General features: G+C 60.3%; 23 protein-coding genes. 7 read left to right on the top strand and 16 right to left on the bottom strand.

Annotation, left to right across the window (positions count from 1 at the left end; all coding sequences use genetic code 11):
* Together Q0C28_RS09435 and Q0C28_RS09430 are read right to left on the bottom strand one after the other, a co-directional pair.
* Nucleotides 1-495 (bottom strand): tripartite tricarboxylate transporter TctB family protein, encoded by a 495-nt coding sequence (locus Q0C28_RS09435; RefSeq protein ID WP_293575126.1) that lies wholly within the window; start codon nt 493-495, stop codon nt 1-3.
* Between the two features lie 168 nt (nt 496-663).
* Nucleotides 664-1,644 carry a tripartite tricarboxylate transporter substrate-binding protein gene (locus tag Q0C28_RS09430; protein WP_293575124.1) on the bottom strand — a complete coding sequence of 327 codons (981 nt, stop codon included), beginning with the start codon at nt 1,642-1,644 and terminating at the stop codon, nt 664-666.
* A gap of 128 nt (nt 1,645-1,772) precedes the next feature.
* Between Q0C28_RS09430 and Q0C28_RS09425 the strand changes: the two genes are divergently transcribed.
* The 3 genes from Q0C28_RS09425 to Q0C28_RS09415 are packed head-to-tail and all read left to right on the top strand — an operon-like array spanning nt 1,773 to nt 5,061.
* On the top strand, nt 1,773-2,438 hold the full coding sequence (locus Q0C28_RS09425) for a response regulator transcription factor (protein WP_293575122.1): 666 nt from the start codon (nt 1,773-1,775) through the stop codon (nt 2,436-2,438).
* A complete protein-coding gene (locus Q0C28_RS09420) occupies nt 2,435-3,946 on the top strand; it encodes a sensor histidine kinase (protein ID WP_293575120.1) in 1,512 nt (503 codons plus the stop codon). The genes Q0C28_RS09425 and Q0C28_RS09420 overlap by 4 nt, the downstream gene beginning before the upstream one ends.
* On the top strand, nt 3,913-5,061 hold the full coding sequence (locus tag Q0C28_RS09415) for an ABC transporter substrate-binding protein (protein ID WP_366934232.1): 1,149 nt from the start codon (nt 3,913-3,915) through the stop codon (nt 5,059-5,061). The genes Q0C28_RS09420 and Q0C28_RS09415 overlap by 34 nt, the downstream gene beginning before the upstream one ends.
* Before the next feature lie 7 nt (nt 5,062-5,068).
* Here Q0C28_RS09415 and ugpC read toward each other — a convergent pair whose 3' ends face one another.
* The 5 genes from ugpC to Q0C28_RS09390 all read right to left on the bottom strand — a co-directional run bounded on the left by ugpC (nt 5,069) and on the right by Q0C28_RS09390 (nt 11,667).
* The gene (gene ugpC, locus Q0C28_RS09410; protein ID WP_293575118.1) at nt 5,069-6,160 is read right to left on the bottom strand and encodes a sn-glycerol-3-phosphate ABC transporter ATP-binding protein UgpC; all 1,092 of its coding nucleotides are present in this window, start codon (nt 6,158-6,160) and stop codon (nt 5,069-5,071) included.
* Between the two features lie 26 nt (nt 6,161-6,186).
* Complete coding sequence (locus Q0C28_RS09405; protein ID WP_293575116.1) at nt 6,187-7,851, bottom strand: alpha-amylase family glycosyl hydrolase; 1,665 nt, start codon at nt 7,849-7,851, stop codon at nt 6,187-6,189.
* A 64-nt stretch (nt 7,852-7,915) separates the two neighbouring features.
* On the bottom strand, nt 7,916-9,064 hold the full coding sequence (locus tag Q0C28_RS09400) for a carbohydrate ABC transporter permease (protein WP_293575114.1): 1,149 nt from the start codon (nt 9,062-9,064) through the stop codon (nt 7,916-7,918).
* Between the two features lie 10 nt (nt 9,065-9,074).
* Nucleotides 9,075-10,082 (bottom strand): carbohydrate ABC transporter permease, encoded by a 1,008-nt coding sequence (locus tag Q0C28_RS09395; RefSeq protein ID WP_293575113.1) that lies wholly within the window; start codon nt 10,080-10,082, stop codon nt 9,075-9,077.
* Between the two features lie 232 nt (nt 10,083-10,314).
* Entirely contained in the window at nt 10,315-11,667 is a 1,353-nt protein-coding gene (locus Q0C28_RS09390; RefSeq protein WP_293575111.1) for an ABC transporter substrate-binding protein, read from the bottom strand.
* 261 nt (nt 11,668-11,928) lie between these two features.
* Here Q0C28_RS09390 and Q0C28_RS09385 point away from each other — a divergent pair, with 261 nt between their 5' ends.
* The 3 genes from Q0C28_RS09385 (at nt 11,929) to Q0C28_RS09375 (ending at nt 17,135) form a co-directional block, all read left to right on the top strand.
* Nucleotides 11,929-12,984 carry a substrate-binding domain-containing protein gene (locus Q0C28_RS09385; RefSeq protein ID WP_293575109.1) on the top strand — a complete coding sequence of 352 codons (1,056 nt, stop codon included), beginning with the start codon at nt 11,929-11,931 and terminating at the stop codon, nt 12,982-12,984.
* A gap of 25 nt (nt 12,985-13,009) precedes the next feature.
* A complete protein-coding gene (locus Q0C28_RS09380; protein WP_293575107.1) occupies nt 13,010-14,353 on the top strand; it encodes a GH1 family beta-glucosidase in 1,344 nt (447 codons plus the stop codon).
* A gap of 385 nt (nt 14,354-14,738) precedes the next feature.
* On the top strand, nt 14,739-17,135 hold the full coding sequence (locus Q0C28_RS09375) for a methyl-accepting chemotaxis protein (RefSeq protein ID WP_293575105.1): 2,397 nt from the start codon (nt 14,739-14,741) through the stop codon (nt 17,133-17,135).
* Between the two features lie 205 nt (nt 17,136-17,340).
* Here Q0C28_RS09375 and speB read toward each other — a convergent pair whose 3' ends face one another.
* From speB to dctP, 4 genes are read right to left on the bottom strand one after another with little or no spacing between them, the layout of a single operon-like run.
* Complete coding sequence (gene speB, locus Q0C28_RS09370; protein ID WP_293575103.1) at nt 17,341-18,306, bottom strand: agmatinase; 966 nt, start codon at nt 18,304-18,306, stop codon at nt 17,341-17,343.
* Between the two features lie 17 nt (nt 18,307-18,323).
* A complete protein-coding gene (locus tag Q0C28_RS09365) occupies nt 18,324-19,604 on the bottom strand; it encodes a TRAP transporter large permease (RefSeq protein WP_293575101.1) in 1,281 nt (426 codons plus the stop codon).
* Nucleotides 19,601-20,284, bottom strand: a complete 684-nt coding sequence (locus Q0C28_RS09360; protein ID WP_293575099.1) for a TRAP transporter small permease — start codon at nt 20,282-20,284, stop codon at nt 19,601-19,603. The genes Q0C28_RS09365 and Q0C28_RS09360 overlap by 4 nt, the downstream gene beginning before the upstream one ends.
* A gap of 50 nt (nt 20,285-20,334) precedes the next feature.
* Nucleotides 20,335-21,351 (bottom strand): TRAP transporter substrate-binding protein DctP, encoded by a 1,017-nt coding sequence (gene dctP, locus Q0C28_RS09355; protein WP_293575097.1) that lies wholly within the window; start codon nt 21,349-21,351, stop codon nt 20,335-20,337.
* A gap of 100 nt (nt 21,352-21,451) precedes the next feature.
* Between dctP and Q0C28_RS09350 the strand changes: the two genes are divergently transcribed.
* The gene (locus tag Q0C28_RS09350; protein WP_293575096.1) at nt 21,452-22,363 is read left to right on the top strand and encodes a LysR family transcriptional regulator; all 912 of its coding nucleotides are present in this window, start codon (nt 21,452-21,454) and stop codon (nt 22,361-22,363) included.
* Nucleotides 22,364-22,374: 11 nt separating this feature from the next.
* Here the strand turns inward: Q0C28_RS09350 and Q0C28_RS09345 are convergent, their stop codons facing one another.
* From Q0C28_RS09345 to Q0C28_RS09325, 5 genes are read right to left on the bottom strand one after another with little or no spacing between them, the layout of a single operon-like run.
* Nucleotides 22,375-22,824: a carbon monoxide dehydrogenase subunit G gene (locus tag Q0C28_RS09345; RefSeq protein WP_293575094.1), complete on the bottom strand. Its 450-nt coding sequence runs from the start codon at nt 22,822-22,824 to the stop codon at nt 22,375-22,377.
* A 13-nt stretch (nt 22,825-22,837) separates the two neighbouring features.
* Nucleotides 22,838-23,038 (bottom strand): hypothetical protein, encoded by a 201-nt coding sequence (locus Q0C28_RS09340; RefSeq protein WP_293575092.1) that lies wholly within the window; start codon nt 23,036-23,038, stop codon nt 22,838-22,840.
* Entirely contained in the window at nt 23,031-23,864 is an 834-nt protein-coding gene (locus Q0C28_RS09335) for an XdhC family protein (RefSeq protein ID WP_293575090.1), read from the bottom strand. Before Q0C28_RS09335 ends, Q0C28_RS09340 begins: the two co-directional genes overlap by 8 nt.
* Nucleotides 23,861-25,060: a VWA domain-containing protein gene (locus tag Q0C28_RS09330; RefSeq protein WP_293575089.1), complete on the bottom strand. Its 1,200-nt coding sequence runs from the start codon at nt 25,058-25,060 to the stop codon at nt 23,861-23,863. The genes Q0C28_RS09335 and Q0C28_RS09330 overlap by 4 nt, the downstream gene beginning before the upstream one ends.
* Nucleotides 25,057-25,932, bottom strand: a complete 876-nt coding sequence (locus Q0C28_RS09325) for a MoxR family ATPase (protein ID WP_293575088.1) — start codon at nt 25,930-25,932, stop codon at nt 25,057-25,059. Before Q0C28_RS09325 ends, Q0C28_RS09330 begins: the two co-directional genes overlap by 4 nt.
* Nucleotides 25,933-26,040: the final 108 nt, after the last annotated feature.

The raw sequence follows: 26,040 nt of genomic DNA, 5'->3' as shown, positions 1-26,040 counted from the left end.
TCAGCCTCCGTTGGTCAGAAACAGCGGCAGCGGGCGCAGGTAGATCCCCAACACCTGTTGCACCAGATACCACACGACCACAGCGGCGATCACAGCGACCGGGATAAGGACATGCAGCTTGCGTTCCCCCAGAACCAGCGAGCTGATCACCAGGAACCCCACGGTGGAGAGCAGAAAACCCGCCGGGCGCAACAGCAGCGCATAGGCCACCATCAGCGCCAACAGGATCAGCGCCTGTCCGAGTTTGTAATCCGTCAGGCGGCGGTAATCGATGTCACCCGGCTTTGGCTCGGTGCGCCCCTGCGACGGCGACAGCAAAATGAGCAGCGCACATAGCATGGCCAGAACCGACAGGCCCTTGGGGAAGGTGCTGGGCCAGATGGCGTTGAATTTCATGAATGGCGGCAGGCCCGCATCCATGGTGAAGAAGGCCGTATAGCCATACAGGAGACTGATCATCAAAATGACCAGTGCGATCCATCGGTCGAGCGCCATGGGGCTCCTCCCTTCGGGTCGAAAACAATGTGAATGATGTTGCGGTGCTGCGGTGCCATCGTGGCCGACAGGCCACTCGGCCTGTCCTGCGAGCAAGAGGCAGAGGCGAGCACGGGCAAGAGGCGAGCATGACCGACCACAGGGATCGGCCATGCCGCCGGTCAGGGTTTAGAGGAAACCCAGTTCCTGCATCAGGTTGCGGATGATTTCTTCCTGGCCTTCCAGGAAGCTGACAAAATCATCGCCGCTGTTGTGGATGTTGACCCAGCCGTTGCGGGCACGGACTTCTTCCCATTCGGGAGTGTCATACATCTTTTCCAGCGCAGCACGGTAGGCTTCGGCTTTCTCGGCGGGCAGATCCGGCGCGCCAAAGAACCCACGCCAGTTGACGAATGTCGCGTCAATGCCCTGCTCTTTCATTGTTGGTGCGTCCTCATAGGCCGCGACACGCTCATCGGCGGTGACGCCAATGATCTTCACCTCTCCGGCATTGGCCAGATCGACCGCCTCGGAGAACCCGGTGGACAGAGCGGCGATTTCGCCCGACAGCAGCGCGGCCATAGCCACCCCACCGGCGTCATAGGGGATGTATTTCACCGCTGTTGGCTCTTCGCCTGCGGCCTTCATCACCATGGCTGCCACCAGGTGGTCCATGCCACCGGGCACCGAACCGCCGCCGATGGCTGTGCCGCGCGGATCGGCCTGATAGGCGGCAACAAGATCTGTCATCGAATTGATGGCGCTGTCCTTGCCGACAACAATCGCGGCATAGTCACCGATGGTGCCCGCCACCATGGTCAGATCGCGGAAGTTGTGTGGAAACACGCCCGTCAACGAGCGGATCACGATGGGGGTGGAGTTCACCATCAGCGTGCCATGGTTGCTTTCTGCGTTTTCGATCAGATAGCCGATGGCTTTGCCGCCACCACCGCCGGACATGTTTTCGTAAGACGCGGTGCCGACCAGGCCAGCCTTCGTCAGGGCCTCTCCGGTGCCACGTGCGGTGCCGTCCCAGCCGCCGCCAGCGCCACCGGGGATCAGAAAGTGGATGCTGTCCACCGCCTCTTCCGCGGCCACAGGTGCTGCAAACGCCAGCGTTGTTGCGGCGGTCGCCGCCATCAGGGCGCGCCGGGTCAGGGTCAATTTCATTGGTGTCTCCTCCCATTTGACAAATGGCGGCTTGGCCGCTCATGACTAAAGAGGACCACGCAAAGCTGACACAAACCTGTCACCGGCTGCGATGGTTTTCGTCTCGACCCGATGCCGAATGGAACTGCATGCGTTTTTTGCTGGTAGAAGACAATCTGAGCCTCGCTGCCGCGGTGGAGGATCGTCTGCGGATGGATGGCCATGTTGTGGACCACGCCCCGGATATTGCGGTGGCCGACGATTATGCCGCGACAATCGATTACGATCTGATTTTGCTGGATATTATGCTGCCGGACGGTGACGGGCGACAGTTCCTGAAAGCCCATCGCAATCGCCAGGGCACCACACCGGTGATCGTGCTGACCGCGCGGTCCGAGATCTCTGACCGGGTTGGCGTTTTGGATCTTGGGGCGGATGATTACATCACCAAACCGTTTGATTTTTCCGAGTTGGAGGCGCGCTGCCGCGCGGTGCTGCGACGCCATGGTGGGGGCAGTTCAAACCAGAAACGATTCGGATCTTTGGTGTTTGATCCGCTGGCCGGCACGCTGGAGGTGGCGGGAAAAACGGTGTCACTGCGCAACAAGGAACTGCGTCTGTTGGAGATATTCATCAACGGGCCAGACCGGATTTTTTCCAAATCGAAACTGGTGGATCGGCTGTTTTCCTATGACGAGGATGTCTCCGAAAATGCGATCGAGGTTTATGTGGCGCGTTTGCGCAAGCATCTGACCAGCTCGGATGTGGAGATCGTGACGGTCCGCGGGCTTGGCTATCGGATGTCGCAGGTATGACGAGACCAGCGACAGAGCCCCTGCCCCCTCACCCGACGCTCAGAGGTTCAGCGCCCGCTGACCCGGCCACCAAATCACAGGCCCACCGCTCCCATGCCGATACCTTGCCCACCAGCGGATCCATTCGACGCCGACTGACAGTGCAATTGGTTGGCAGCGCCGCGTTTCTGGCGGCCCTGTTGTTTTTCATCGTGCTGGTCTTCACCCGCGATGTATCGCAGCAGACCCATGACAGCATTCTGGAGGCCTCCGCCACCTCGATCATGGATTCAGCCACTGTGCGGGCTGACGCCGTTACGGTCGATATTCCCTATGCCGCGTTGTCGATGCTGGGCAATGTCAGCGATGATCGGGTGTTCTACCGGGTGCGTCTGGATGGCGCCATATTGACCGGCTACGGCGATCTGCCAGAGCCAAACGCCCGCCCACGGCAGGGAAAGCCACAGTTCGAAACCCGCGGATATCAGGACGACAGCATCCGAATGGTGACGCTGAGCCGTCGCATTTCCGTGGCCGGGCGGCTGTCGGAGTTGACCATAACGGTGGCGCAGACCCGCGAAGGTCAGGCCAGCCAACTGGCCGATCTGACCCGCACCGCGCTGCATATTGGTGTCGGCTTTTTCCTGATTGCCGCCTGCCTGGCGATCTGGACGGCGCAATCCAACGTGCGGCCACTGGATGAACTGGCAGGTGCTGTGTCGCGTCGTGGACCGCAGGATCTGCGTCCGGTTCACCGGCCGGTGCCTTCCGAAATGGTGCCACTGGTGTCTTCGCTGAACCGGTTCATTGATCGGTTGCGCCTGTCGCTGTCACGGTCCGAGGATTTCATTGCCGAGGCCGCACATCGGGTCCGCACCCCTTTGGCCACAGTGCGCACGCAGGCGGAAATCACACTGCGGCGGGTGGAGCGGGCGGAGAACCGCGCCTCGCTGCGGGAGATGATCCGCGCCATCGACGAAAGTTCGCGGGCGGCCGGGCAATTGCTTGACCATGCTATGGTGTCTTTCCGCACCGATACGCTGGCGCGGGAGCCTGTGGATCTGGCAGCCCTGTGTCATGATCTACTGGAACGGCTGACCCCGCTGGCTGATCTCAAGGATATTGCGCTGCATTCGGATCTGGCGCAGTGTCCGCCCCTGTCCGGAGATCCCATTCTGATCCAGAACGCGGTTCGCAATCTGTTGGACAATGCGATCAAATACAGCCCCGCAGAGTGTAACATCCGGGTGGTCCTGCGCGAAGAGCAGAGCGCAGAGGGAACCCGGCTGCGGCTCAGCATCATGGATGAGGCCGGTGGATTTCCCAGCGACGACACCGATGCGCTGACCGCCCGGTTTGTGCGCGGCAGCAATGCCGGTGGCACCATCGGATCCGGTCTGGGCCTGACCATCGTGCGCGAAGTGGTCGAGGCCCATGGCGGCCATCTTGAGATCACCCCCCGTCCTGCCACCCTTCCAAATGAAAGACATGGCTCTTGCGTTTCGCTCTATTTTCCCTGTCAGCCGTGATGCACCGACTGCGCGGCCTCCGCGTGCTCGCATCCGTACTGACCACGACAAAACCCGGCCCAGTGGGTGGGGCGCTGATTGTGACGGCTGCGATGGCTCTCGCGCAGCTGGGTTGGACCAGCCCCGCTGCCGCGTTTGAAATCGAAGACCGCCGTCAATTCGGCCCGCTGGGCACCGGGCCGACGCCAGACAAGCTGCGGGTTTTGTCCACAACCGACACCGATCTTTTGGCCCCGCTGATCGAAAGTTTCCTGCGCGAGCGCCCTAGCGTGACGGTCGATTACATCAGTCTCAGCAGTGCGGAGTTGATGCGCGCCATTGTCGAGGAAGACGCACCAGCCGATCTGGCGATTTCCTCGGCGTTGGATCTGCAAACCAAATTGGCCAACGACGGCCACACCAGGGCCCATCGACCAGAGAGCCGGATCCGGGTGCCGGATTGGGCGAAATGGCGCAACCATGTCTTTGCGTTTTCACAGGAACCCGCCGCTCTCGTGCTGTCGCGCGCGGCCTTTGCCGGGCTGGAGATGCCAACAACGCGGCAAGAACTGATGGCGCTGCTGCGCCGGTATCCCGACCGGTTTCGCGGGCGCATCGGCACCTATGATGTGGAGCGCAGCGGGCTTGGCTATCTGTTTGCCACCCAGGATGTGCGCGCCGCGGAGACCTTTTGGCGGATGATGGAGATCTTTGGCAGGTTGGACGTGCAGCTCTATTGCTGTTCCAGCGACATGATCGAGGCCGTGGCCAGCGGGCAGATCGCCATCGGCTACAATGTGCTGGGCAGCTATGCGCAGGCGCGCGCTGATCTGGCGCCTGACATCACCATCATCGAGCCGCAGGATTACACCAATATGATGCTGCGCACCGCCGTGATCCCCAAAGGAGCAAAACGCCCGGATATTGCCGGGGCCTTCATCAACCATCTGCTGGATGCCGCCTGGGGGGCAACCCCGGACCCGGCCTATCCCTTCCCGCGCTATTCCACCGAAGAAGCAGGCCCAACCGCCGCGCTGCGCCCGATCCAGATGGGACCCGGCCTGCTGGTCTATCTTGACCGGTTGAAACGCGCCCATTTCCTGGAGGAATGGCGCGAAACCGTGCTGCAGCAGTGATCCAGTATCAGCGATACAGCAGCGACTGGCCCTGATGGAACAGATGCAGTTTTGCCGGATCCGCAGTGAGACGGATAGGCTTGCCGCGCAGCCCCTCATGGATGCCCGGCAATTTGGCGATCAGCGGGTCTTTTCCCGTCGCTGAGCGAATATAGAGCACCGTAACCTCGCCCAAAGCCTCGACAATATCGACCTGGCTGTCGATCAGCGCGGCTGCGTCACCTGCCGCCACCAGATCCTCGGGCCGAACGCCCACATTGACCGTCAGCCCCTGATCCGCATCGGTGGTGGGAATATCGGCGACAACCTCTTCGCCGCTGTCCAGACGGACGGTGGTGCGCGCGCCCGTCGCGGTCACGGTGCCCGCAATAAGGTTCATCGCGGGCGAGCCGATGAACTGTGCGACGAATTCGTTTTCTGGCCGTTCATACAGCTCGAGCGGCGTGCCGACCTGCGCGATCCCCTTGTTGGCCAAGACCACGATGCGACTGGCCAGCGTCATCGCTTCTACCTGATCATGGGTCACATAGATCATGGTGCTGTCCGGCATCGCCTCTTTCAGCTGGGCGATTTCGATCCGGGTGGCGACGCGCAGGGCCGCGTCCAGGTTCGACAGAGGTTCGTCAAACAGATAGACCTTCGGGTCGCGCACGATGGAACGCCCGATGGCCACCCGCTGACGCTGCCCACCCGATAGAGCCTTCGGCAGGCGGTCCAGATAGGGCTCCAGCTGGAGGATCTTGGCTGCGCGCTCAATCGCTGCGTCGATTTCCTCTTTGGATTTCTTGGCAATTTTCAGGGCAAACGCCATGTTATCGCGCACCGTCATATGCGGATAAAGCGCATAGGACTGAAACACCATGGCAATGCCCCGCTGGGCTGGCGGGATGTCGTTCATCACCCCGCCGTCGATTTCAAGCGTGCCGCCGCTGATCCGCTCCAACCCTGCAATCATCCGAAGCAGCGTTGACTTGCCGCAGCCGGACGGGCCGACAAAGACAATCAACTCGCCCTGTTTGATATCAAGATTGATCTCCTTTAGAACCTCAACACCGCCGCCGTAGGTCTTTGCCACATCGGTCAATTTCAGGTTTGCCATCGTGTTGCCCTCCTCCTGCTGGTGTATCAGTCCCGAACCGCGATACAGGCTTGCCATGGGGCGAGCGACACCGGGCCGCCGCCTGCGGGCACATCTACCAGATCGATGTCCGTCTCCACCGCGCGCCAGCTGCCATCTGGCAGGGTGATATCTGCTGCCGCGTCGCCCAGATTGAAGGCGCAGAAAATCACCTCTTCGCGGTCCTGCCGGGTGAAATAGGCGACGTTGCCTGCCGCACGCAGCTGATCATGAGTGCCAACCGCCAGGGCGGGATAGGCCTTTCGCAGCGCGATGGCCCGGCGATAGTGATGCAGCAGCGCGGTCGGATCTTGTTCCTGATTTGCAACGCTCAGGGCCAAATGCTCTGGTGAGACCGGCAACCAAGGCCGGGCTTGGCTGAAGCCCCCGTCGCTGTTGGACGGCTCCCAGACCATGGGTGTGCGGCAGCCATCACGCCCTTTGAATTCAGGCCAGAATTCAATGCCATAGGGATCCTGCAAATCCTCAAAGGCGATATCTGCCTCCGGCAGGCCCAACTCCTCGCCCTGATAGATACAGGCGGTGCCACGCAGGCACATCATCAATGTGGTGAACAGGCGCTGCGCCTCAGCGCTGAGCCCCCAGCGAGAGGTGTGGCGCATCACATCATGGTTGGAAAACGCCCAGCAGGCCCAGCCGTTCGCGGCGACACGGTCAACTTCGGCAAAGACCTCTGCGAGCCGCGCCGCGGTTGGAGCGTCTTTGGCCAAGAGTTCAAAGGCATAGCACATGTGAACGCCGGTGGAGCCCGCCGTGTAACGGCCCATGATTTCCAGCCCACGCTGGGCATCGCCCACTTCGCCCACAGCGGTTTTGGCAGGGTATTCATCCAGCAGCGCGCGGAATCGTGCCAGGAACGCCAGGTTTTCTGGCCGGTTTTTGGAATAGAGGTGTTCCTGATGGTTATAGGGGTTCACCGATGGCGCAATGGTTGCGTTGCGCTGTTCCGGTGGCAGCGCCGGGTTGGAGCGCAGTTCGGCGTCGTGGAAGTAGAAATTGATCGTATCCAGACGGAACCCATCGACGCCACGCTCCAGCCAGAACCGGGTCACATCCAGCAACGCGTCCTGCACGGCTGGGGTGTGGAAGTTGAGATCGGGCTGGGACGCCAGGAAATTGTGCAGGTAATATTGCTCGCGGCGGCTGTCCCATTGCCAGGCTGAGCCACCAAAGATCGACAGCCAGTTGTTTGGCGGCGTGCCATCGGGCTGGGGATCGGCCCAGACGTACCAATCGGCCCGGTCGTTGTCTCGGCTCTGACGGCTCTCGCCAAACCAGGGGTGCTGTTCGGAGGTATGCGACAGCACCAGATCGATCATCACCCGCAGCCCCAGTTCATGGGCGGTATCGACCAGACGGTCGAAATCGGCAAGGCTGCCAAACATCGGATCCACATCGCAATAGTCGGATACGTCGTAGCCGAAGTCTTTCATCGGAGAGGTGAAAAACGGCGAGATCCAGATCGCGTCAACCCCGAGCGAGGCGATATGCGGCAAGCGTTGGGTGATGCCGGCAAGATCACCGATACCATCGCCGGTGCTGTCCTGGTAGCTGCGCGGATAGATCTGATAGATCACCGCACCGCGCCACCAATCTGGATCTGCTGCCAGAAATTGATCCGGGTTCAGTTGAGCGTTGGCTTGGGCATTCATCTGTAGTTTATCCATGGTTCTATAGGTGAGCAGCGCCGCCATGCAGCGGAGCCTGCATGACTGTTTATTTGACCGATCCGGCCAGCAGGCCTCGGACCAGGTATTTCTGCATCGCAAAGAACACCACGAGCGGCACCGCAATCGACACAAAGGCCGAGGTTGCAAGGATCTCCCAATTGCCCCCGCGGGTGCCGAGCAGCTCGACGATCTGCTTGGTCATCACTGTGGTTTCGCCGGTCGCATCGATAAGAAACACCATCGCCACCAGCAGGTCGTTCCAGGTCCACAGGAACTGGAAGATCGCGAAAGAGGCCAGCGCCGGGAACGACAATGGCAGAATGATGCGCACAAAGATCATGAAATCCGTCGCGCCATCCACACGGGCGTTTTCAATGATGTCACGGGGGATGCCGATCATGTAGTTGCGCAAAAGATAGATCGCCAGCGGCAGGCCAAAGCCGGTATGGGCCATCCACACACCGATGTAGCCTTTGCCGATCCCGATCTCGTTATGGACCTTCAGCAAGGGGATCAGCGCCAGCTGCAGCGGCACAACCAACAACCCCACGATGGTTGCCACCAAAAGGGCACGGCCCGGAAATTCCATCCACGCCAGTGCATAGGCTGCAAAAGCGGCCACCAGGATGGGAATGATCGTGGCGGGGATGGTCACGGTCAGCGTGTTGAAAAACGCCTTGGCCATATTGTCGGTGGCATTGCCGGACACCAGCACGGTTGCGTAGTTCTCCAGCGTGAATTCCGGCGGCACCGTTGCCGAGACAAACACCCGTGGGCCGCGTTTCCCGCTGATTTCTTCGGTGTTCTCATAGCGGTAGCGCCCATCCGCCTGAACGGTCAGCGTGCCGCCCCGGCGCAGCTCTGCGGTGGTGCCCGGCGCGTAGGCCGCAGGGTCACGCGCAGAGGTGCCCCAGGCCGAAATCTCGCCTTTGGCGTCATCGCCAAACAGCTGGCCTTCGATCACAAACAGATCGCCCTCGCGGATTTGGGTTTCGGGGGCCGCGGTGCGCAGGGTCAAATTCTGCTCGCTGGGGAACATCGCGCGCCACCAGCCGCTGGTGGCGATCTGATCAGCGGTGCGGAACGACGACACCAACAAGCCCAGCGTCGGGAACAGCCAAAGCGCCACCAACAGCACCACCGACAGGCGCAAGACCCAGATCAACGCGGGTTTTTCTCCGACAATTGAAGACATGGCACTCTCCTCAGCGCATTTCGCGGCGGGCGTTGTAGACGTTCCAGACCAGGATCGGCAGCACCAGCAGCATGATCACCATGGCGCTCGCGGAGCCCACCCCCCAGTCGTTGGCGCGGAACAATTTGTCGTACATGTAATTGGCCAGGACCTGCGTCTCCCATTGCCCGTTGGTCATGGCAAAGACGATGTCAAAGACCTTCAGCACGACGATGGTGATGGTGGTCCAGACCACAACGATCGTGTCCATGATCTGCGGCACCTTGATCTTGAAGAAGATCTGAAACGGCCCGGCCCCATCCACAATCGCGGCCTCCACCGTTTCTTCGGGAATGCCCCGCAAGGCGGCGGACAGGATCACCATGGCAAACCCGGTCTGGATCCAGATCAGCACCATCATCAGGAAGACATTGTTCCAGAACGGGATCGTCAGCCATTGCATCGGCGTGTCGCCGCCAAAGTAGATGTAGATCGCATTCAGCACACCGATCTGTTCGGTGCCTTCCGGGCGGGCGTCATAGACCAGTTTCCAGATCACCGCCGCGCCGACAAAGGAAATCGCCATCGGCATGAAGATCAGGGACTTGGCGATGTTGCCCCAGGCCAAACGGTCCGTCAGCTGTGCGGCAAGCAGGCCGAACCACGTGGCAGCCGCTGGCACAACCAGCAGCCACAGGAAATTGTTCTGCAACGCTTCCCAGAATTTCGCTTCCGCCAGCATCTGCTGATAATTGGCAAGACCCACGAACTCTGATCCGCCACCGGGGAGCCGCTCGCTCAGCGACAGACGCAGGGTCTCAACCACGGGATAGGCGAGATAGAGCCCAAGCGCCAACAAAGCAGGCAGCAGAAACAACCACGGCCGGATCATATTGGCACGGCGGATATTGCGCGCAATGTGCGGGCCTCGAGCCGGGAAGATCGCCCGGTCGAGCACCAGATTAGAAAAGTAGAAATAACCCACGCATCCGCCGACGCCAAATGCGATGGTGAGCAGGCCTTGAATGGCTGGATGCATGGGAGGGGTTCCTTCGCGCTACAGCGTGGACAGCGGGCCGACACAGGTTCCGAAACATGGGCCGACACACAGGCCTGCACACAGGGCCGACAGTCTATGTGGCCTTTGGGCCATCGGTCGGTGCGGATCTCGGATCGTCACAGACATCAAAGCGTGCATTGATGCCAGTGAGTTGATGGCCGTGAAACGTTGCAAGCGGGCCAACCCAACAGGGCCGACCCGCAAGCGTGCACTACTTCAGCGCGTCCCAGGACGACTGGATCTCAGCGGCCACCTCTGCGGCGGGGGTGCCACCGGCATAGCCAACCATACCGGTCCAGAACGACCCGGCACCGACGCCACCTGGCATCAAATCGGAGGCATCAAAGCGGAAGGTGTCTGCCGACAACAGGATCTCACCCATCTTCTTCAGCGTATCGGTCGCATAGATGTCGGTGTTCACACCTTTATGCGGCGTCAAGAAACCCTGCTGCGCCATCCAGACCTCGTGTCCGATGGGAGACTTCAGGAATTCCATCAAGGCCCGCGCACCTGCGCTGTCATTGGTGATGGACCACAGCGTACCCGCACCCAGAACCGGGCTGCCCAGCTGTTTGTCCTCATAGGCCGGGAAGTAGAAGAAATCCGCATCCAGGCCCACTTCGGTGCCCTCGGGGAAGAAGGCCGGAATGAATGAGGCCTGACGATGCATCAGACACTGCGGCGGGCTTGCAAAAAGCCCTTTGGGGCTGTCGCGGAAATCAGTGGAGGCCACCGCAGCTGCGCCACCTGAAACATAGTCGTCGTTGCGGGCAAAATAGCCAAATTCCTCAATCGCACTGACAACACGCGGATCGGTAAATGGGATTTCATTGGAGACCCACTGGTCATAGACCGCTGGCTCCTGCGTGCGCAGCATCATGTCCTCGACCCAGTCGGTGGCAGGCCAGCCCGTTGCGCCGCCAGAACCCAGACCGATGCACCAAGGCGTATTGCCATCCGCCACCATCTGATCAGTCAGCGTCTTCAGTTCTTCCATTGATTGCGGGATGTCATACCCGAAGTCTTCGAAAGTTTCGGGCACATACCAGACCAGCGATTTCACATCGACCTTGTAGAACAGACCAAACAGATCTTCTGCGCCATCAGCGCCTTTGAAGGTGCTGAGATCCACCCAGGAATCGCCTGCGGCGTAGTTTTCACGCACCCAATCCGCGGTCTCATCACCCAAGGGCGCGATAAAGCCGCGCGCGGCCATATCGGCCACCAGGCCAGGTTGCGGGAACACCGCCACGTTGGGCGCGGATCCGGCCTCGGCATCAACAAGGATCTGCTGTTCAAAGCTGTCGGACCCGGTGTAGCGCACGTCCGCACCCGTGGCTTCGGCGAAATAGGCCAGCACCCGTTCAACCACCTCTTGGTCCGGACCAAGCCAGGGCCCGAACACCGTGACCTGCTCGCCAGCCAAATCGATGGATTTCAGCGCCTCGAAGCTGTCCCAATTGAACGCGCCCTCGCCGACTGGAAATGTCAGCGTGTCCTGCGCCTGCGCCATGCCCGCCGTCAGCGCGAGAACGCCCGCGGCAGCCGTCAACCTGCGTTTCATCATCATTCCTCCCCTAAGTCACAGCGCCTGCCCGCGGCTTGCCGCAATCATTCAAAGCGCTTTGGATGCTTTCAAAATCTCGGATTCGTCAAACTCTGTCAATACTGAGACGCCCCAGCGCCATCAAAGCGCAGAAAACGCCCCTAAAATAGGGCTATCAGGGCTTGCCAGCCAAAGTCTCGGCCTGCCATAACCAAGCAAAGACGCGTGTTTCACCCAACCGCACCCAAGAGAATCAAAGCGCTTTGGAGCATTCCAATCATGAACCTGAAGGAATTGGCCGCCCATCTGAACCTGTCGCAGACAACCGTCAGCCGTGCGCTCAATGGGTTTCCAGAGGTGAGCGAGGCGACGCGCAAACGGGTGGCTGACGCAGCAGAGCAGCACAACTATCGGCCCAACACCCGGGCCAAGGCGCTGGCCACCGGGCGCGCCATGGCGATCGGCCATGTGATCCCCGTGTCGGCGCAGCATGAAATGGTGAACCCGATCTTTGGCGACTTCATCGCCGGCGCCGGCGAGACCTATGCCAAGGCCGGGTATGATATGGTGCTGTCGCTGGTGGAGGACGACAAACAGGAAAAAGCCTACCGCGATATGGCTGCCAAGCGGAATGTCGACGGAATCATATTGCACGCACCACGCATGGCGGATCCGCGCATCGATCTGTTGCGCGAAATCGGATTGCCTTTTGCCGTTCACGGCCGGGCTTCGGAGGTCGATGGCCCCTACAGTTGGTTGGATGTAAACAACAAAAGTGCGTTTCAACGCGCCACCCAGTTTCTGCTGGATCTGGGGCACCGCCGGATCTGTCTGGTCAATGGCCTGGAATACATGGATTTCGCCTGGAGACGGCGGGCCGGTTATCTCTACGCGCTGGAAAACCACGGCATCGCCGCTGATCCGTCCCTCATGTTTGCCGAAGAGATGACCGAAAGCTACGGCTATCGCACTGTGATGCAGACCCAGGCGCTGGCAGATCCTCCGACCGCTTATCTGGTGTCATCTATCATTCCGGCCATGGGCGTGCGCCGCGCCGTCGAAGATTCCGGGCGCCGTATGGGCCGCGAAATCTCGGTGATCACCCATGATGATGACCTGTCCTACCTGCGCAACAGCGGTGAGGTGCCACAGTTCACGGCCACGCTTTCGTCGGTTCAGGACGCAGGCCGCCAGCTTGCCGCGCTGTTGCTGGACCAGATCCTGTCGGTTCCCAATCACATGCCCACCCGCCTGCTGGAGGCGCAGTTGACGGTCGGGACATCCACTGGCCCTGCCCCGGCTCCTGCTTCATCCTCGGCCCCATCCTCGGCCTGAGCGCTGCCAAAAGGACAAACATCCGATGCTTCGCAACAACCGCCGCGACTTTCCTGACGATTTCCTCTTTGGCACCGCAACCTCCGCTTATCAGATCGAAGGTCACGATTTCGGCGGCGCAGGCCCCACCCATTGGGACAGTTTTGCCGCCACACCGGGTAATGTGGTGCGCGCCGAACATGGTGGCCGCGCATGCGATCACTATCACCGATATGAGACGGATCTGGATCTGGTTCAGGCCGCCGGGTTCGATTGCTACCGCTTTTCCACCAGTTGGGCGCGGGTCCTGCCAGAGGGGCGCGGCGCTCCCAACATCGAGGGTCTGGATTTCTATGACCGCTTGACCGACGCCATGCTGGCGCGCGGGCTTAAACCCTGCGTCACTCTCTATCACTGGGAATTGCCGCAGGCGCTTGCGGATCTCGGCGGGTGGCGCAATGGCGATATCGCCAAATGGTTCGGCGACTTCACCGAAATCATCATGGGGCGGATTGGAGATCGCATGTATTCGGCCGCACCGATCAACGAACCCTGGTGCGTCGGCTGGCTATCGCATTTTCTAGGCCATCACGCGCCGGGGATGCGCGACATCCGGGCCACAGCGCGGGCCATGCATCACGTCATGCTGGCCCATGGCACCGCGATCCAGACGATGCGCGGTCTTGGCATGCGCAATCTGGGGGCCGTGTTCAACCTCGAATGGGCCGATCCCGCCGATGACAGCCCCGCCGCCCACGCCGCTGCGGCCCGTTATGATGCGATATACAACGACTTCTTCCTCAGCGGGGCGTTTCATGGCCGCTACCCCGCTCTGGCGCTGGAGGGGCTGGAACCGCACCTGCCGACAGGCTGGCAGGATGATTTCGCCACCATCACCGCCCCGGTCGATTGGTGCGGGCTGAACTATTATACCCGCAAACGGCTCGCCCCGGACACCGGCGCCTGGCCCCACTACGAGGAGGTCGATGGCCCGCTGGACAAGACCCAGATGGGCTGGGAAATCTATCCCGACGGGCTGTTTCAGTTTCTGACCAGAACCGCGCAGACCTACACCGGTGACCTGCCGCTGATGGTTACGGAAAACGGCATGGCCCATGGCGATATCCTGCGCAACGGCGTGGTTGAGGATGCCGAGCGGATCGCGTTCATCGATGCCCATCTGGACGCCCTGCGCCGGGCAATCAAGGCGGGCGTGCCGGTTCAGGGCTATTTCCTATGGTCGCTTTTGGACAATTATGAATGGGCGCTTGGCTATGAAAAACGCTTTGGTCTGGTGCATGTTGATTTCGACACGCTGACCCGCACGCCCAAAGCATCCTACCACGCATTGGCCGATGCCCTGCGCCGCCATGACCAGCCCGCAAGCTAGCGTCCGAATTCACCCCTGCTGGGTACACTGCATCCTTTAGAATGGGTGGTGAGCAACGCCGCCTTCAACATAAAGAGGTATTTTTTTCGCACCTTTTCAGGCCCGCGATGGATGCGGCCACTCGCCTACTCACCTCAGGTCCACCAAGGGCATAAATAGCATTAAATAACTGATATATAACAATTATATTGCAATGCATCGCATCTTTTGATTTAGGCATCGATATTTCGAACAGCCTCTATCTTGGCTATCAAAACCCTAAAATCGCGCCAAAGTTGTACAAAAGCGCGCTGTGTTAAGCTTCCCTCATCCTTTTTCTTCTACCTTGGATTGTGCGCACTCCCTGCGCCTTGCACGTTTCAGTCGTCCTTATCGGAGAAAATCGATGACGTTAGTTCGGGATATGAAGCTCTCCAAGAAATTGCCCTTGGCGATCACCCTTCCCATTGTTTTGTTTGTCTCGCTCGCGGGATTGGTACTGGTTTGGCAATTCTCGAATATTCTCAATCAACGCAATCAAGAAGTGTATTCCACCCTCGCGCAGGAACGTGCGACCGCGTTGGAACGATGGTTGGGCACCATCGAAGATGACATTAACTCATTGGCCTCCAACATCTCCGTCACCGAAGCGATTGATGAATTCACCATGGCCTGGAACGGGTTGGGCGATAACGCTGCCGACCACCTGCGGGAATTCTACATCATCGACAACCCCCATCCGGCGGGCAAAAAGGACGAGTTGGTCGCGGCCTATGACGGTTCCCGCTGGAGCCAATTGCATGAACGCTATCACGTCGCGCTGCGCAGCTTTCAGCGCAACCATGGCTATCACGATCTGTTTTTGTTCGATGCCCGCGGCAACCTGGTCTACTCCGTCTTCAAAGAAGACGATTTTGCGATGAATTTCGTCGATGGCCCCTATGCGGATTCCGGGCTGGGCGATGTGTTCAAGAAAAGCAACGCTCTGCCCGCAGATGAACTCTATCTGACTGAAATCGCGCCCTATGCGCCCAGCGGGGGCGCCCCGGCGCTGTTCCTGGCCAAACCCGTGTTCGACGGAAGCCGCCGCATCGGTGTTGTGGCGTTGCAGGTGCCATTCAATGTCATCGGGGAAATACTGTCGGATTCCGCCCTGCTGGGCGAAACCGGCCAAGTGATCCTCACCGGGTCGGACGGGCAAATCCTGTCGTCTTCGGCCTCCAACGAAAGCACCATCACCCAAGCCGCCGACAAGCAGAGCTCTGGCCGGATGACCCCACAGATCGAAGCCGCGCTGGCCGGTGAAACCGGGTATTTTGCTGACACGGTCGGTTTGAACCGGCAGCCCGTTGTTGCCGCCACCAGTTCCCTTGTGACCAGCCGGGGCGACCGCTGGGGCGTCGTGATGGAGGTGGACGCCGCCGAGGCACTGGCCGCCAACCGTTTCTTGCAGCTGGTTGCCACATTAGGGCTGATCGCAACCACGCTGGCGCTGACACTGACCTCCTGGATCGTGGGCCGCTGGATTGCGCGTCGGTTCATCACGCTGTCCCACGACATCCATGAGATCGCTGAAAAGAACTACTCCATCACGGTCCAAGGCACCGACAGCAATGACGAAATCGGTGTCATGGCGCAGACCCTGGAGGATCTCAAATCCCGACTGGAAGAAGGCGCCGCCGCCCAAGAACGCGAAGTGGCAACGCAAAAAGCCAATGCCCGCGTCGTCGATCTGCTGAGCAAAGCCTTGATGGGCCTGGCCCAGGGTGATTTCCGCAACACGATCACCGAGTTCTTCCCCTATGAGCATCGCAAACTGCGCTACAATATCAATGATGCCATGGGCGGGCTGAACCAGGTGATTTCGCAGGTCATCTCCGCAGCTCACAGCATCCGGCAGGGTGCGGTGGAAATCAACGGAGCCGCCGACGATCTGTCCCGCCGCACCGAAAGCCAGGCCGCCACCCTGGAGCAAACGGCCGCAGCGCTGGAACAGATCACCGTGAGCGTGCGTTCGGCCACTGAAAATGTGCGCACCGTCGAAACCGCCGCCAGCAACGCCAAAGCAGAAGCCGAACAAAGCGGGCTGGTGGTGAGCGAAACCATCGCAGCGATGACCGAAATCGAAGCCTCGTCAAAACATATCTCGCAGATCATCAGCGTGATCGACGATATTGCCTTCCAAACCAACCTTCTGGCGCTAAACGCAGGGGTCGAAGCCGCGCGCGCAGGCGAAGCGGGTAAAGGATTCGCCGTGGTGGCAAGCGAAGTGCGGGCCTTGGCGCAACGGGCGTCCGATGCGGCGCTGGAAATCAAGACCCTGATCCAAAAGAGCAGCCATCAGGTGGACAAAGGGGTCGAATTGGTCGGACAGACCGGCGAGGCGCTGAAGACGATCGTCGAACGGGTCACCAATATCTCCGGTCTGGTCACCGATATCGCCAAATCTTCCGAAGAGCAGTCCACAACCCTTGGGGAGATCAATATCGGGGTGTCCCAACTGGACAAGGTGACCCAAGACAACGCCGCAATGGTGGAGGAAACCACCGCTGCCAGCCATCTTCTGCGCACCGATGCCCAGCGTCTGGTGGATCTGATGAACGCCTTCAAAACCGACGAAGATGCGGTGTTGGATGCGGCAAACCCCTCCCCACTGGCGCAGGCGAGCGCTGTTGCCCTGCCAGGGCCATCGGGTGACCCAACAGTGCAGGATCTACACGCGCAGACAGCGGGCTCTGATCCTGCGGATGACACCGCAGGATCAGAGCCGATGGTCGCCAACGCGCGGTGGGAAGACTTCTGAGATCGCATTGCCTTCGGTCATGAAAAACACAGGCCGCCCCGTTTCCGCGGGCGGCCTGATTTTGAGTTCCCTTGAAAGCGCCGTGCAGAAAGGCCCAACCAGAATGATCCGTTGCACATGGTAGATCACGCTGGGCAACCCGGCGCGCCCATCACAACAGCCGACCCACACTGGCCAAGTTAGCCAGCGCAGACTGCCCTGCCCGTCAGCTCTTGTTGTGGAAAATGAAGCCGATGAAGTTCAACAAAAGTTGCGCCGCCAGCACCTGGGTGCTTTCTGTCTGATCATAGGCCGGTGCGACCTCCACCAGATCGATGCCGACCACATCGCCGCGTTTTGAGAGACCCTGCAGGATTTCCAGCACATCGTAGTACTGAAACCCGCCATGGCTCGGCGTGCCAGTGCCGGGCGCGATGGACGGGCAGAAGGCATCAATATCGATGGTGACATAGTAGCGCGCGCCGTCGGGGATCCGGTCCAGCACCGCATCGGTGCCCAGCTTGCGCACCTGACGCACCGACAGGATATCCGAGCCGCGTTCGCGCGCGTCGATATAGCCCTCTTTTGCGGTGGAGGACACATTGCGGATGCCCAGCTGCGTCATGCCACAGACGTAGTCTTTTTCGATGGCGCGGCGCATCGGGTTGCCATGGCCGTCCGTCACACCTTTGCGTTCGTCCACAAAATCCAGATGCGCATCAATCTGGACAACATGGATGGGCCCGTTTTGGGCACAATCCTCGGCAAAAGCGTTGATGCAGGGAATATTGACCGAATGATCCCCGCCGATGGTGACCGGCAACGCGCCTGCGTCGAGGATCTTCTTCACGCCATATTCGATGTTGGCGTGGCTTTCCTCGGTCTTGGTGTGGATGATATCAGCGTCGCCCAGATCGACGATCCGCACATCTGCGCCCAGATAGGTGGCGTCATCTTCGTGGTCATAGGCCCCAGCGTGACCAAAGCTGAATAGGGTCGACGCCTCGCGCACCGCGCGCGGCCCAAATCGGGCGCCAGAGCGGAACTGGCAGCCGAAATCAAAAGGCGCGCCAAGAATAGCGACATCCGCATCAATCTGGTCCCAGTTCTCGACATAGGGCTTTTTGCCAAAGGTTGCGATGCCAACAAAGGGCAGGTTGAGGCGGCCGGCATCGTATCCGTGTCCTGACATGTGATTCTCCGTTTTCTTTAACGATAGGCCAGTTCCGGCAGGAACAGGGCAATTTGTGGGAAGGCGACAAGCAATCCGGTCACCAACAACAAGATGAAGAGGAAGGGCGGCACCCCGCGCACCACTTCGATGAAGGGGCGGCGGAACACAGCAATGGCTGTGAACAGGTTGCATCCGAATGGCGGCGTTGCCGCACCGATGGCCACCTGCAGCGTGATCAGCACGCCAACCAGGACCGGATCAAGACCGGCTGCTTTGATCAGCGGGGCAAAAATCGGCACCAAAATCAGGATCACCACGATGGAGTCCACAAACATGCAGCCCACAAAAAAGGCGATGTTGACGGCCAAGAGCACCATCAACGGACTCGCATCCTCCAGACCAAGCGAAGCGATGATCTGCTGCGGCACCTGCGCAAAGCTCAGCGTCCAGCTGAACGCCGCGCCTGCCGCGATCAGAATGAAGACCACCGAGGTGATCGCGCCGGTGGACAGCGCAATGTCCCAAAGATCACGCACCCGCACCGAGCGGAAGATCACCACTTCGAGGATGGCAGCATAGAGCACGCAGATCGCGGCCGCCTCGGTCGGGGAAAACACGCCGCCGTAAATACCGCCCACGATGATCGCAGGAAAACCCATCGGCCACAGCGCCCGCCGCACTGCGGTGATGCGCTGTCCCCAGCCTTCGCGCGGCAGAACGGGGATGTTGTGGCGATGGGCATAGACCATGCAATAGGCCGAGAACAGGACCACGATCAGCAGCCCCGGCACAATGCCTGCGATGAACAGCTGCGAAATCGAGGTGCCAGAGACCACGCCATAGATGATCATCCCGATTGAGGGCGGGATCAGATATGCCAGATCAGCGGCATTGACGATCAGACCAATGGCAAAGCTGTCTTTGTAGCCGGATTTCAGCATCCGGGGCCGCATCGCGCCGCCAATGGCCACAACGGTGGCCTGTGTGGATCCGCAAACCGCACCGAACAGGGCGCAGGCAGATGTCACCGAGATTGCCAGCCCGCCTTTGATGTGGCCCATGAAGCTCATCACCACATCAATCAGCCGGTTGGCGGACTGACCCCGGGTGATGATATCGGCGGCCAGGATGAACATCGGAACCGCAATCAGCGCGGATGGTTTCACCCCGCCGATCATCTGCTGCACCAGGATCTGCAGGTTCATGTTCGGGAAATAAACCAGGAACCCAAGCACCGCCGCAGAGATCAGCGGCATTTTCATCGGGAAGCCTGCCAGCAACAGCACGATCATGACCGCCAGCATCAATTCCGTCATTGATCCGCCCCTTTCTCTGTCTTGCTTGTTGTTGTGGATCTGCTCTCATCGGCGGCGGCCCCGCCGTGACCGTCAGGGTTTGCCGCAGCAGCGTCCTCACCGTGGCGCAGCAACGCGGCGGTTGTTTCGGGATCTTCGTATCGGTCCACCTCCAGGTAGGACACGTAGATGTCGGGCTCTGCAAAGTTGAGATTGCGCAGCGCCGTCAGCAGATATTGAAACGCTGTCAGCGCCAGTCCCAGCACCACCCAGACATAGGTCAGATATAACGGCACCTGCAGCGCCGGGGTGACCCGGCCGCGGCTTGCCACTTTCTGCACATATTCAAAGGCATACCAGGCCAGCGTCGCCATCATCACCGCTGTGGCGGTGGCGATCACCACCATCATCGCCTTGCGCGTGGTGACTGGCAGGGCGTCATAAACCGCGGACATGCGAATATGAATGCCCTTACGGGTGGCGTAGCCCAACCCCATGAAAGTGACCAGCACGATCAGAAATTCGTTCAATTCCTCGGAAAAGTAGATCGACTGGTTGAACACATATCGCCCCAGAACATTAGCGATGGTGTTGCTCGCCATCAGGATGATCCCCCATCCCAGGATCCAGACCTCCACCCGCCCGATGGCGGCATCAATCCGACGCAAAAACCCAAACGGGGCTGGTCTGTCAGCTTGCATGATATCCTCCCTCAGATTGGCCCCGCGCCGCACCGCGGGGCCGCCGTGGCTCAGTTGCCGGCCAGCTCTGCTTTCAGAGCGTCCAGCAGGTCCTGACCACGCTCACCTGCAGTGTCGATATAGGCTGCAGCGGTATCCCCAGACCGGGCCCGGAAGACCGCGCGCTCTTCTTCGCTCAACACCACAAGACCGATGTCAGGCTTGGCTTCTTTGATGATATCCAGCCGCGCCTGATTGAAGTCGCTGACCACCCCGTCGATGTAGCCGGTCATCCCCGCCATCGTGTCGCGCACCAGTTGCTGGCGGTCGGGCGACAGAGTTTCGAACCAGTCGGATCCGGCCACAACAGTGGTCACCAACTCCTGCTCGCCTGCCCAGATCAGATGGCTTGTGACCTCGTAGAACTTCATTTCTTCGATGGTGGGGATCGGATTGACCTGGCCATCCACCGCGCCCAGTTGCAGCGCGCCGAAGACTTCGCCAAAAGGCAGCGGCGTGGGGCTTGCGCCCATGTTTTTGTAGGTTTCCAACAGGATCGGCGAGACCATCACCCGCATTTTGAAGTTCTCGAAATCTTCCGGAGAGCGGATTTCGCGATTGGTGGTCCAGACCTGCGGGCCCTGCGAATACATTGTCATGACTTCCAGACCGCGTTTCTGGAAATCGGAGTTCAAATCCTGATAGATCGTGTCCGACCCGCTGAGGATCTTGGAAATCAGCGCCGCGTCAGAGGGCAGCAGATAGGGCAGCAGGAACACCTGGCTTTCGGGCACAATGGTGCCGAGATTGCCGATCGACACATTGGTGAACTGGATCACGCCATCTGCCGCCTGCTCGACCGTTTCGGTTGGTGTGCCCAGGGTGCCCATCGGGAACACGGTCACGGTGACGTCGCCATTGGTGGCCGCCTCGATCCGTTTTTTGAACTCCTGCGCATAGGAATCCATGATCGAACCGGGGATTTCTTCGATTGCGAATTTCCAGTCTTCCGCCAGCGCCGCCACCGGCGCAAAGGACAAAAGCGCCGCTGCAGCGGTCGCCTTCCATGAAGTCAGTCGATTGGTCATGTGGTGTCTCCCTGTGTGTTTTGACCAGAACGGAGACAGCTCATCACGGGAATTTACATGATTAAATATTGCATTGATCATATTTGCATGAAATTTTCTCATGCAAATTGATGATAGGCCCGGAAACCCGATGAAACTCTTGCGCAACCCTTTGTTGGAAACCTTTGTCACGGTGGTCGAATGTGGTGGGTTTTCGGATGCGCAATATGCGCTTGGCATCACCCAATCCGCCATCAGCCTCAGGATTCGAGATCTGGAAACCTCGCTCGGCTACCGGGTCTGCGAACGCGGGCGCGGTGGCTTTCGCCTGACGGAGCGGGGCGAAATCGCCTATCAAAAAGCGCGGGACATTCTGCGCAGCGCCCGCGATTTTGACGCCGAGCTGATGGAGTTGCGCGACACCGTTAGTGGTGATTTGCGCATTGGTGTGGTCGATGCCGTCGACAGCCTGCCCGATCTCGGCCTGGTTCAGGCGATCAGCCGGTTTCTGTCGCGGCCCAACGATGTGCGATTGGAAATTGTCGTGGCCTCCCCCACCGACCTGACGCAACGGCTGATCAGCGGCGACCTCAGCGCCGCGATTGCCCCGTTTCGCAATCAGGTGCCGGAACTGAGCTATAACGAGCTGTGCAAGGAAGAACACCGGCTGTACTGCGCGCCGGGCCATCCGTTGTTTGACGAGGCCGATCAGCCGCGCCCCTCCGAAAGCCTCGGCCGCTATGCGTTTGCGCAGCGGTCTTATGACATGATGGTCTCTCCCGCACTTGGCTCACCAGAGCCCAAAGCGGTGGTTGCCAATATGGAGGCGATGGCGATGCTGATCCAGACGGGCCACTACATTGGGCCGCTGCCGACCCATTTCGCCGCGAACCGCGTCGCCAGTGGCAAGCTGCGCGAAATCCGCCTGTCAGATACGGCCTGGCAGTCGACATTCTATCTGGCCATCCGCCGCACGGCGGTGCTGCGCCATGCGGTGGATCTGTTCATCCGGGATCTGACCCAAACAGTCTGAGCAGGTCTGCTTCAGGCCTCTGCCGGTTCCATGATCTCGGCAAATTTCTTGAAGAATTTCGCCGCCAGTTTTTTCGAGGTGCTTTGGATCAGACGGCTGCCCAGCTGCGCCAGCTTGCCACCGATTTCAGCCTTCGCCGTATAGGTCAAACGGGTCTGTTCCCCATCTTCCACCAAGGTGACATCCGCGCCGCCCTTGGCGTGACCCGCAGCCCCACCATTGCCCTGTCCCTGCAGCGAAAACGCATCAGGCGCACCAGCGGTGTCCAGTTGCACCGTGCCGCTGAACCGGGCTTTGACCGGGCCAACTTTCAACACGACTTTGGCTTCCAGCTCGGTATCGGAATGTTTGATCAGCTCCTCACAGCCCGGAATACAGGCCTGCAGCACCTCAGGATCATTCAGCGCGGCATAGACCTTGTCCTTGGGGGCCTGGATCAAAATTTCATCGTTCAATTCCATTGTCTTGTCCTTTTCAACAACAGGGAAACTTTATCGTCGCGATCACATCTGCCTGGTCTTTCGGCAACGCCCAGCCGGTGAGCGACGCCATCAGCCCCCGGCGCGCGGGCGCGGTTTGGGATGCAGCCGCAGACGGCACATTGCGCGACTGCGGATCAACACTGCGATCAGAACGCGGGGCCACCGTCGGCGTGATGGGCGCACGATCAGACATGATCTGCCCGTGCCCGCTGTTTGGAGCGACGCACCTGTGTCAGTTGCGCCAGGATCGACAGGGCAATCTCCTCCGGTGTGACCGCATCAATCGCCAGGCCCGCCGGAGCATGCACCTCTGCCAAAGCGGCCGGATCAACGCCGTCCTGCTCCAGCTTATGGCGCAGCGCCACAAACTTCCGCCGGCTGCTGACAAAGGCCGTGAACGCAGCTCCTTGCTGTAGCGCATCACGCAGGGCGTCAGCGTCACCCTTGCCCTGTGTCGCCACAACAATCATGCACTGCCCCCTTTCCTGCGCTGGCTTATGTGTTGACCCGTTTCTCGTCCTATCTGCTTCGCTCGCGGCCTCAGCATCTGCAACCTGCACCGCCCAGTCAAAACCCGCCGCAAGCTGGTGCAGCGCTTTGGCCACCGGAGACGTACCGTAGATCAGCAACGCAGGTTTCGGAAGCACAGGTTCCAGAAATATGTCCAACGAGCCTTTGGACGGGCACCCGTTGCGGGCAAATCGCACACCGTCATGATCGGTGCCCGCTGTGATCCCTTCGGCGTCCAGAACCTCCTGCGGTTTCAGGGAAATCAGCTGCGGCTGGCCATCCTGCAGCGCCACGCGGGCGGCTTTGGCCAGGGCGCTGCGCACGCAGCCCCCACCTACCCAGCCGTGGGCAATCGACCCATCCGCCAACAACACCGCCTTTGCGCCCGGTTTCGCAGCCGTGAACCCCGACGCACGGGTGACCGTCGCGATGGCAAAAGGCGCACCACGGCTGCGCAGCGACGTGGTGACGGAGGCCAGATCCAGATCGGTCAATTCTGCAGGTGTCATAGCGCTGCCAACTCCGGTTCGAGTGCCGCCAGATCTTCCAACCGATTGGCAGCACGAAACATATCAAGATGCGGCAACGCCGCAGCCATGGCTTGCGCAATGGGCGCGTAACCGTCCCAGCCCTTCATCGGATTGAGCCACAGGATACGGCAGCCCCGCCGGCGCAGCCGCGCCAATGCCGATGCCACGGCCTCAGCGGGCTCGGTGTCATACCCATCCGACAGGATGATCACCACGGTCCGCCCATCCACAAAGCGACGAGCATAGCCGCGGGCAAAATGGTCCAGCGACGCGCCAATGCGCGACCCGCCGCCAAACCCCTCAGCCATCACCGACAGCCGACCAAGCGCGCGCAACGCGTCCTTGTCGCGCAGCGCATCCGTGATGCGGACCAGACGGGTGTGAAACACATAGGCATCACTGGTCGGATCCGCGCGCATCACCCCTGCGAGATAGGCCAGAAAGACACGGGCATAGTCGCTCATGGAGCCCGACACATCACAAAGCGCGACCAGTTTGACCGGACGATCAGGGCGGCTTTTGCGAAACAACCGCACTGGCACGCCGCCCGTGGCCAGGCTGGCGCGTATGGTCTTGCGAAAATGCAGACCGCGGCCCCGATGGGCCAGACGCCGCCGCCGGGACCGGCGATCCCGCAGCGCAGCACCAAGCCGACGGGCAATGCGCTCAGCGGCCAGGATATCCTCTTTTTGCACCAGATCACGCAGATCTTTGCGTGCCAATTGCTGGCTGCGCACCGCCATCAAACGCCCCTCACCCGCCGCGCTGCCGCTGTCATTCTCACCCCCCTGATCGGGCAGAGCGCGCTGCTGTCCCGCACCCGAGGTCTCTGCCCCCTCCACTTCCCGCGAGGAATGCACCGACGGATGCGCCGCCTTTGGGTCCACTTGGGGCGATTGAATCACCCGGCGGGACACGCGCCCGCCATTGCGCCAATAGCTGTCAAACAACGCCTCAAACCGCGCCGCATCCTGGGCCGTACCAGTGCAGACCGATTTCAACGCCAGACAGCAGGCCGATGGATCAGCTGCGTTGATCGCACTCAGAGCTTCCAGAGCGGTTTGCGTTTCCGCAGGCCCAATCCGCAGGCCATTGGCGCGCAGATGCGCCATGAACCCCGCCATACGCGCAGAGGCCCCCGGATCACGCGCCGTGAATTTGGTGATCCGGCTCATGCCGCCCGCCCTGCCAGACGCTGCGCCACTTCGGTGGGGATTGCCGCCTGATCGCTTTGGGTTTTCAACAGCGTCACCAACGTGGCCTGCAAGATCGCCGGATCCGCTGCCAGATCCGACAGGCCCAACCCCATCAGGGCGGCTGCAAAATCCAACATCTCTGCAATACCGGGGGTCTTTTCCAGATCTTCGCGGCGCAGGGCCTGCACAAACCCAACAATCTGCTGCGCCAATCGCGCATCAATCCCGCGACAGCGCGTCTGCAGGATCGCCAGCTCACTCGCCGCATCGGGATAATCGACATGCGCATAAAGACACCGACGCCGCAGCGCATCGCTCAGATCACGGGTGCCATTGGCCGTCAGGATCACCACGGGCTTCGTGACCGCCTCAATGGTGCCCAACTCCGGCACCGTGATCTGATACTCGGACAACACCTCCAGCAAATAGGCTTCGAATTCTTCATCGGCGCGGTCGATTTCATCGATCAACAAAACCGGCGGCTGCTCCTGCCGAATGGCCTGCAACAAGGGGCGCTGCAGCAGAAAATCCTCAGAGAAAATCCGCTCTTCGACCGCAAGGCCGGTCTGGCCATCCTCTGCTGCGGCCCGGATGGTCAGCAATTGCCGCTGATAGTTCCATTCATAAATTGCCTGCGAGGCATCCAACCCCTCGTAACACTGCAAGCGGATCAAACGGGTGTCGCGCAGCTCAGCCAGCACCCTGGCAATATCGGTTTTGCCAACCCCCGCTGCGCCCTCCAGCAACAGCGGACGCCCCAACGTCAGCGCCAGATGCACCGCCATCGCCAGATCATCACCGGCGACATAACCCCAGTCGGCCAAAGCCTGTTTCAGCTCACCATGCGTCACAACAGGGCCCCTTCCTTCCTCTTGCCAAAAATATCCCGGGGGAGGTCCGGAGGGGGAAGCCCCCCTCCGGCGGGGGCGGGCGGGCGCCCGCGGGGGCCCCGCCCGGAG

It is taken from the genome of Phaeobacter sp., from assembly GCF_022825805.1.
Lineage (GTDB): Bacteria > Pseudomonadota > Alphaproteobacteria > Rhodobacterales > Rhodobacteraceae > Phaeobacter.
The sequence above is the reverse complement of the archived record's forward strand: the minus strand, read 5'-3'. Positions and strand labels throughout refer to the sequence as shown.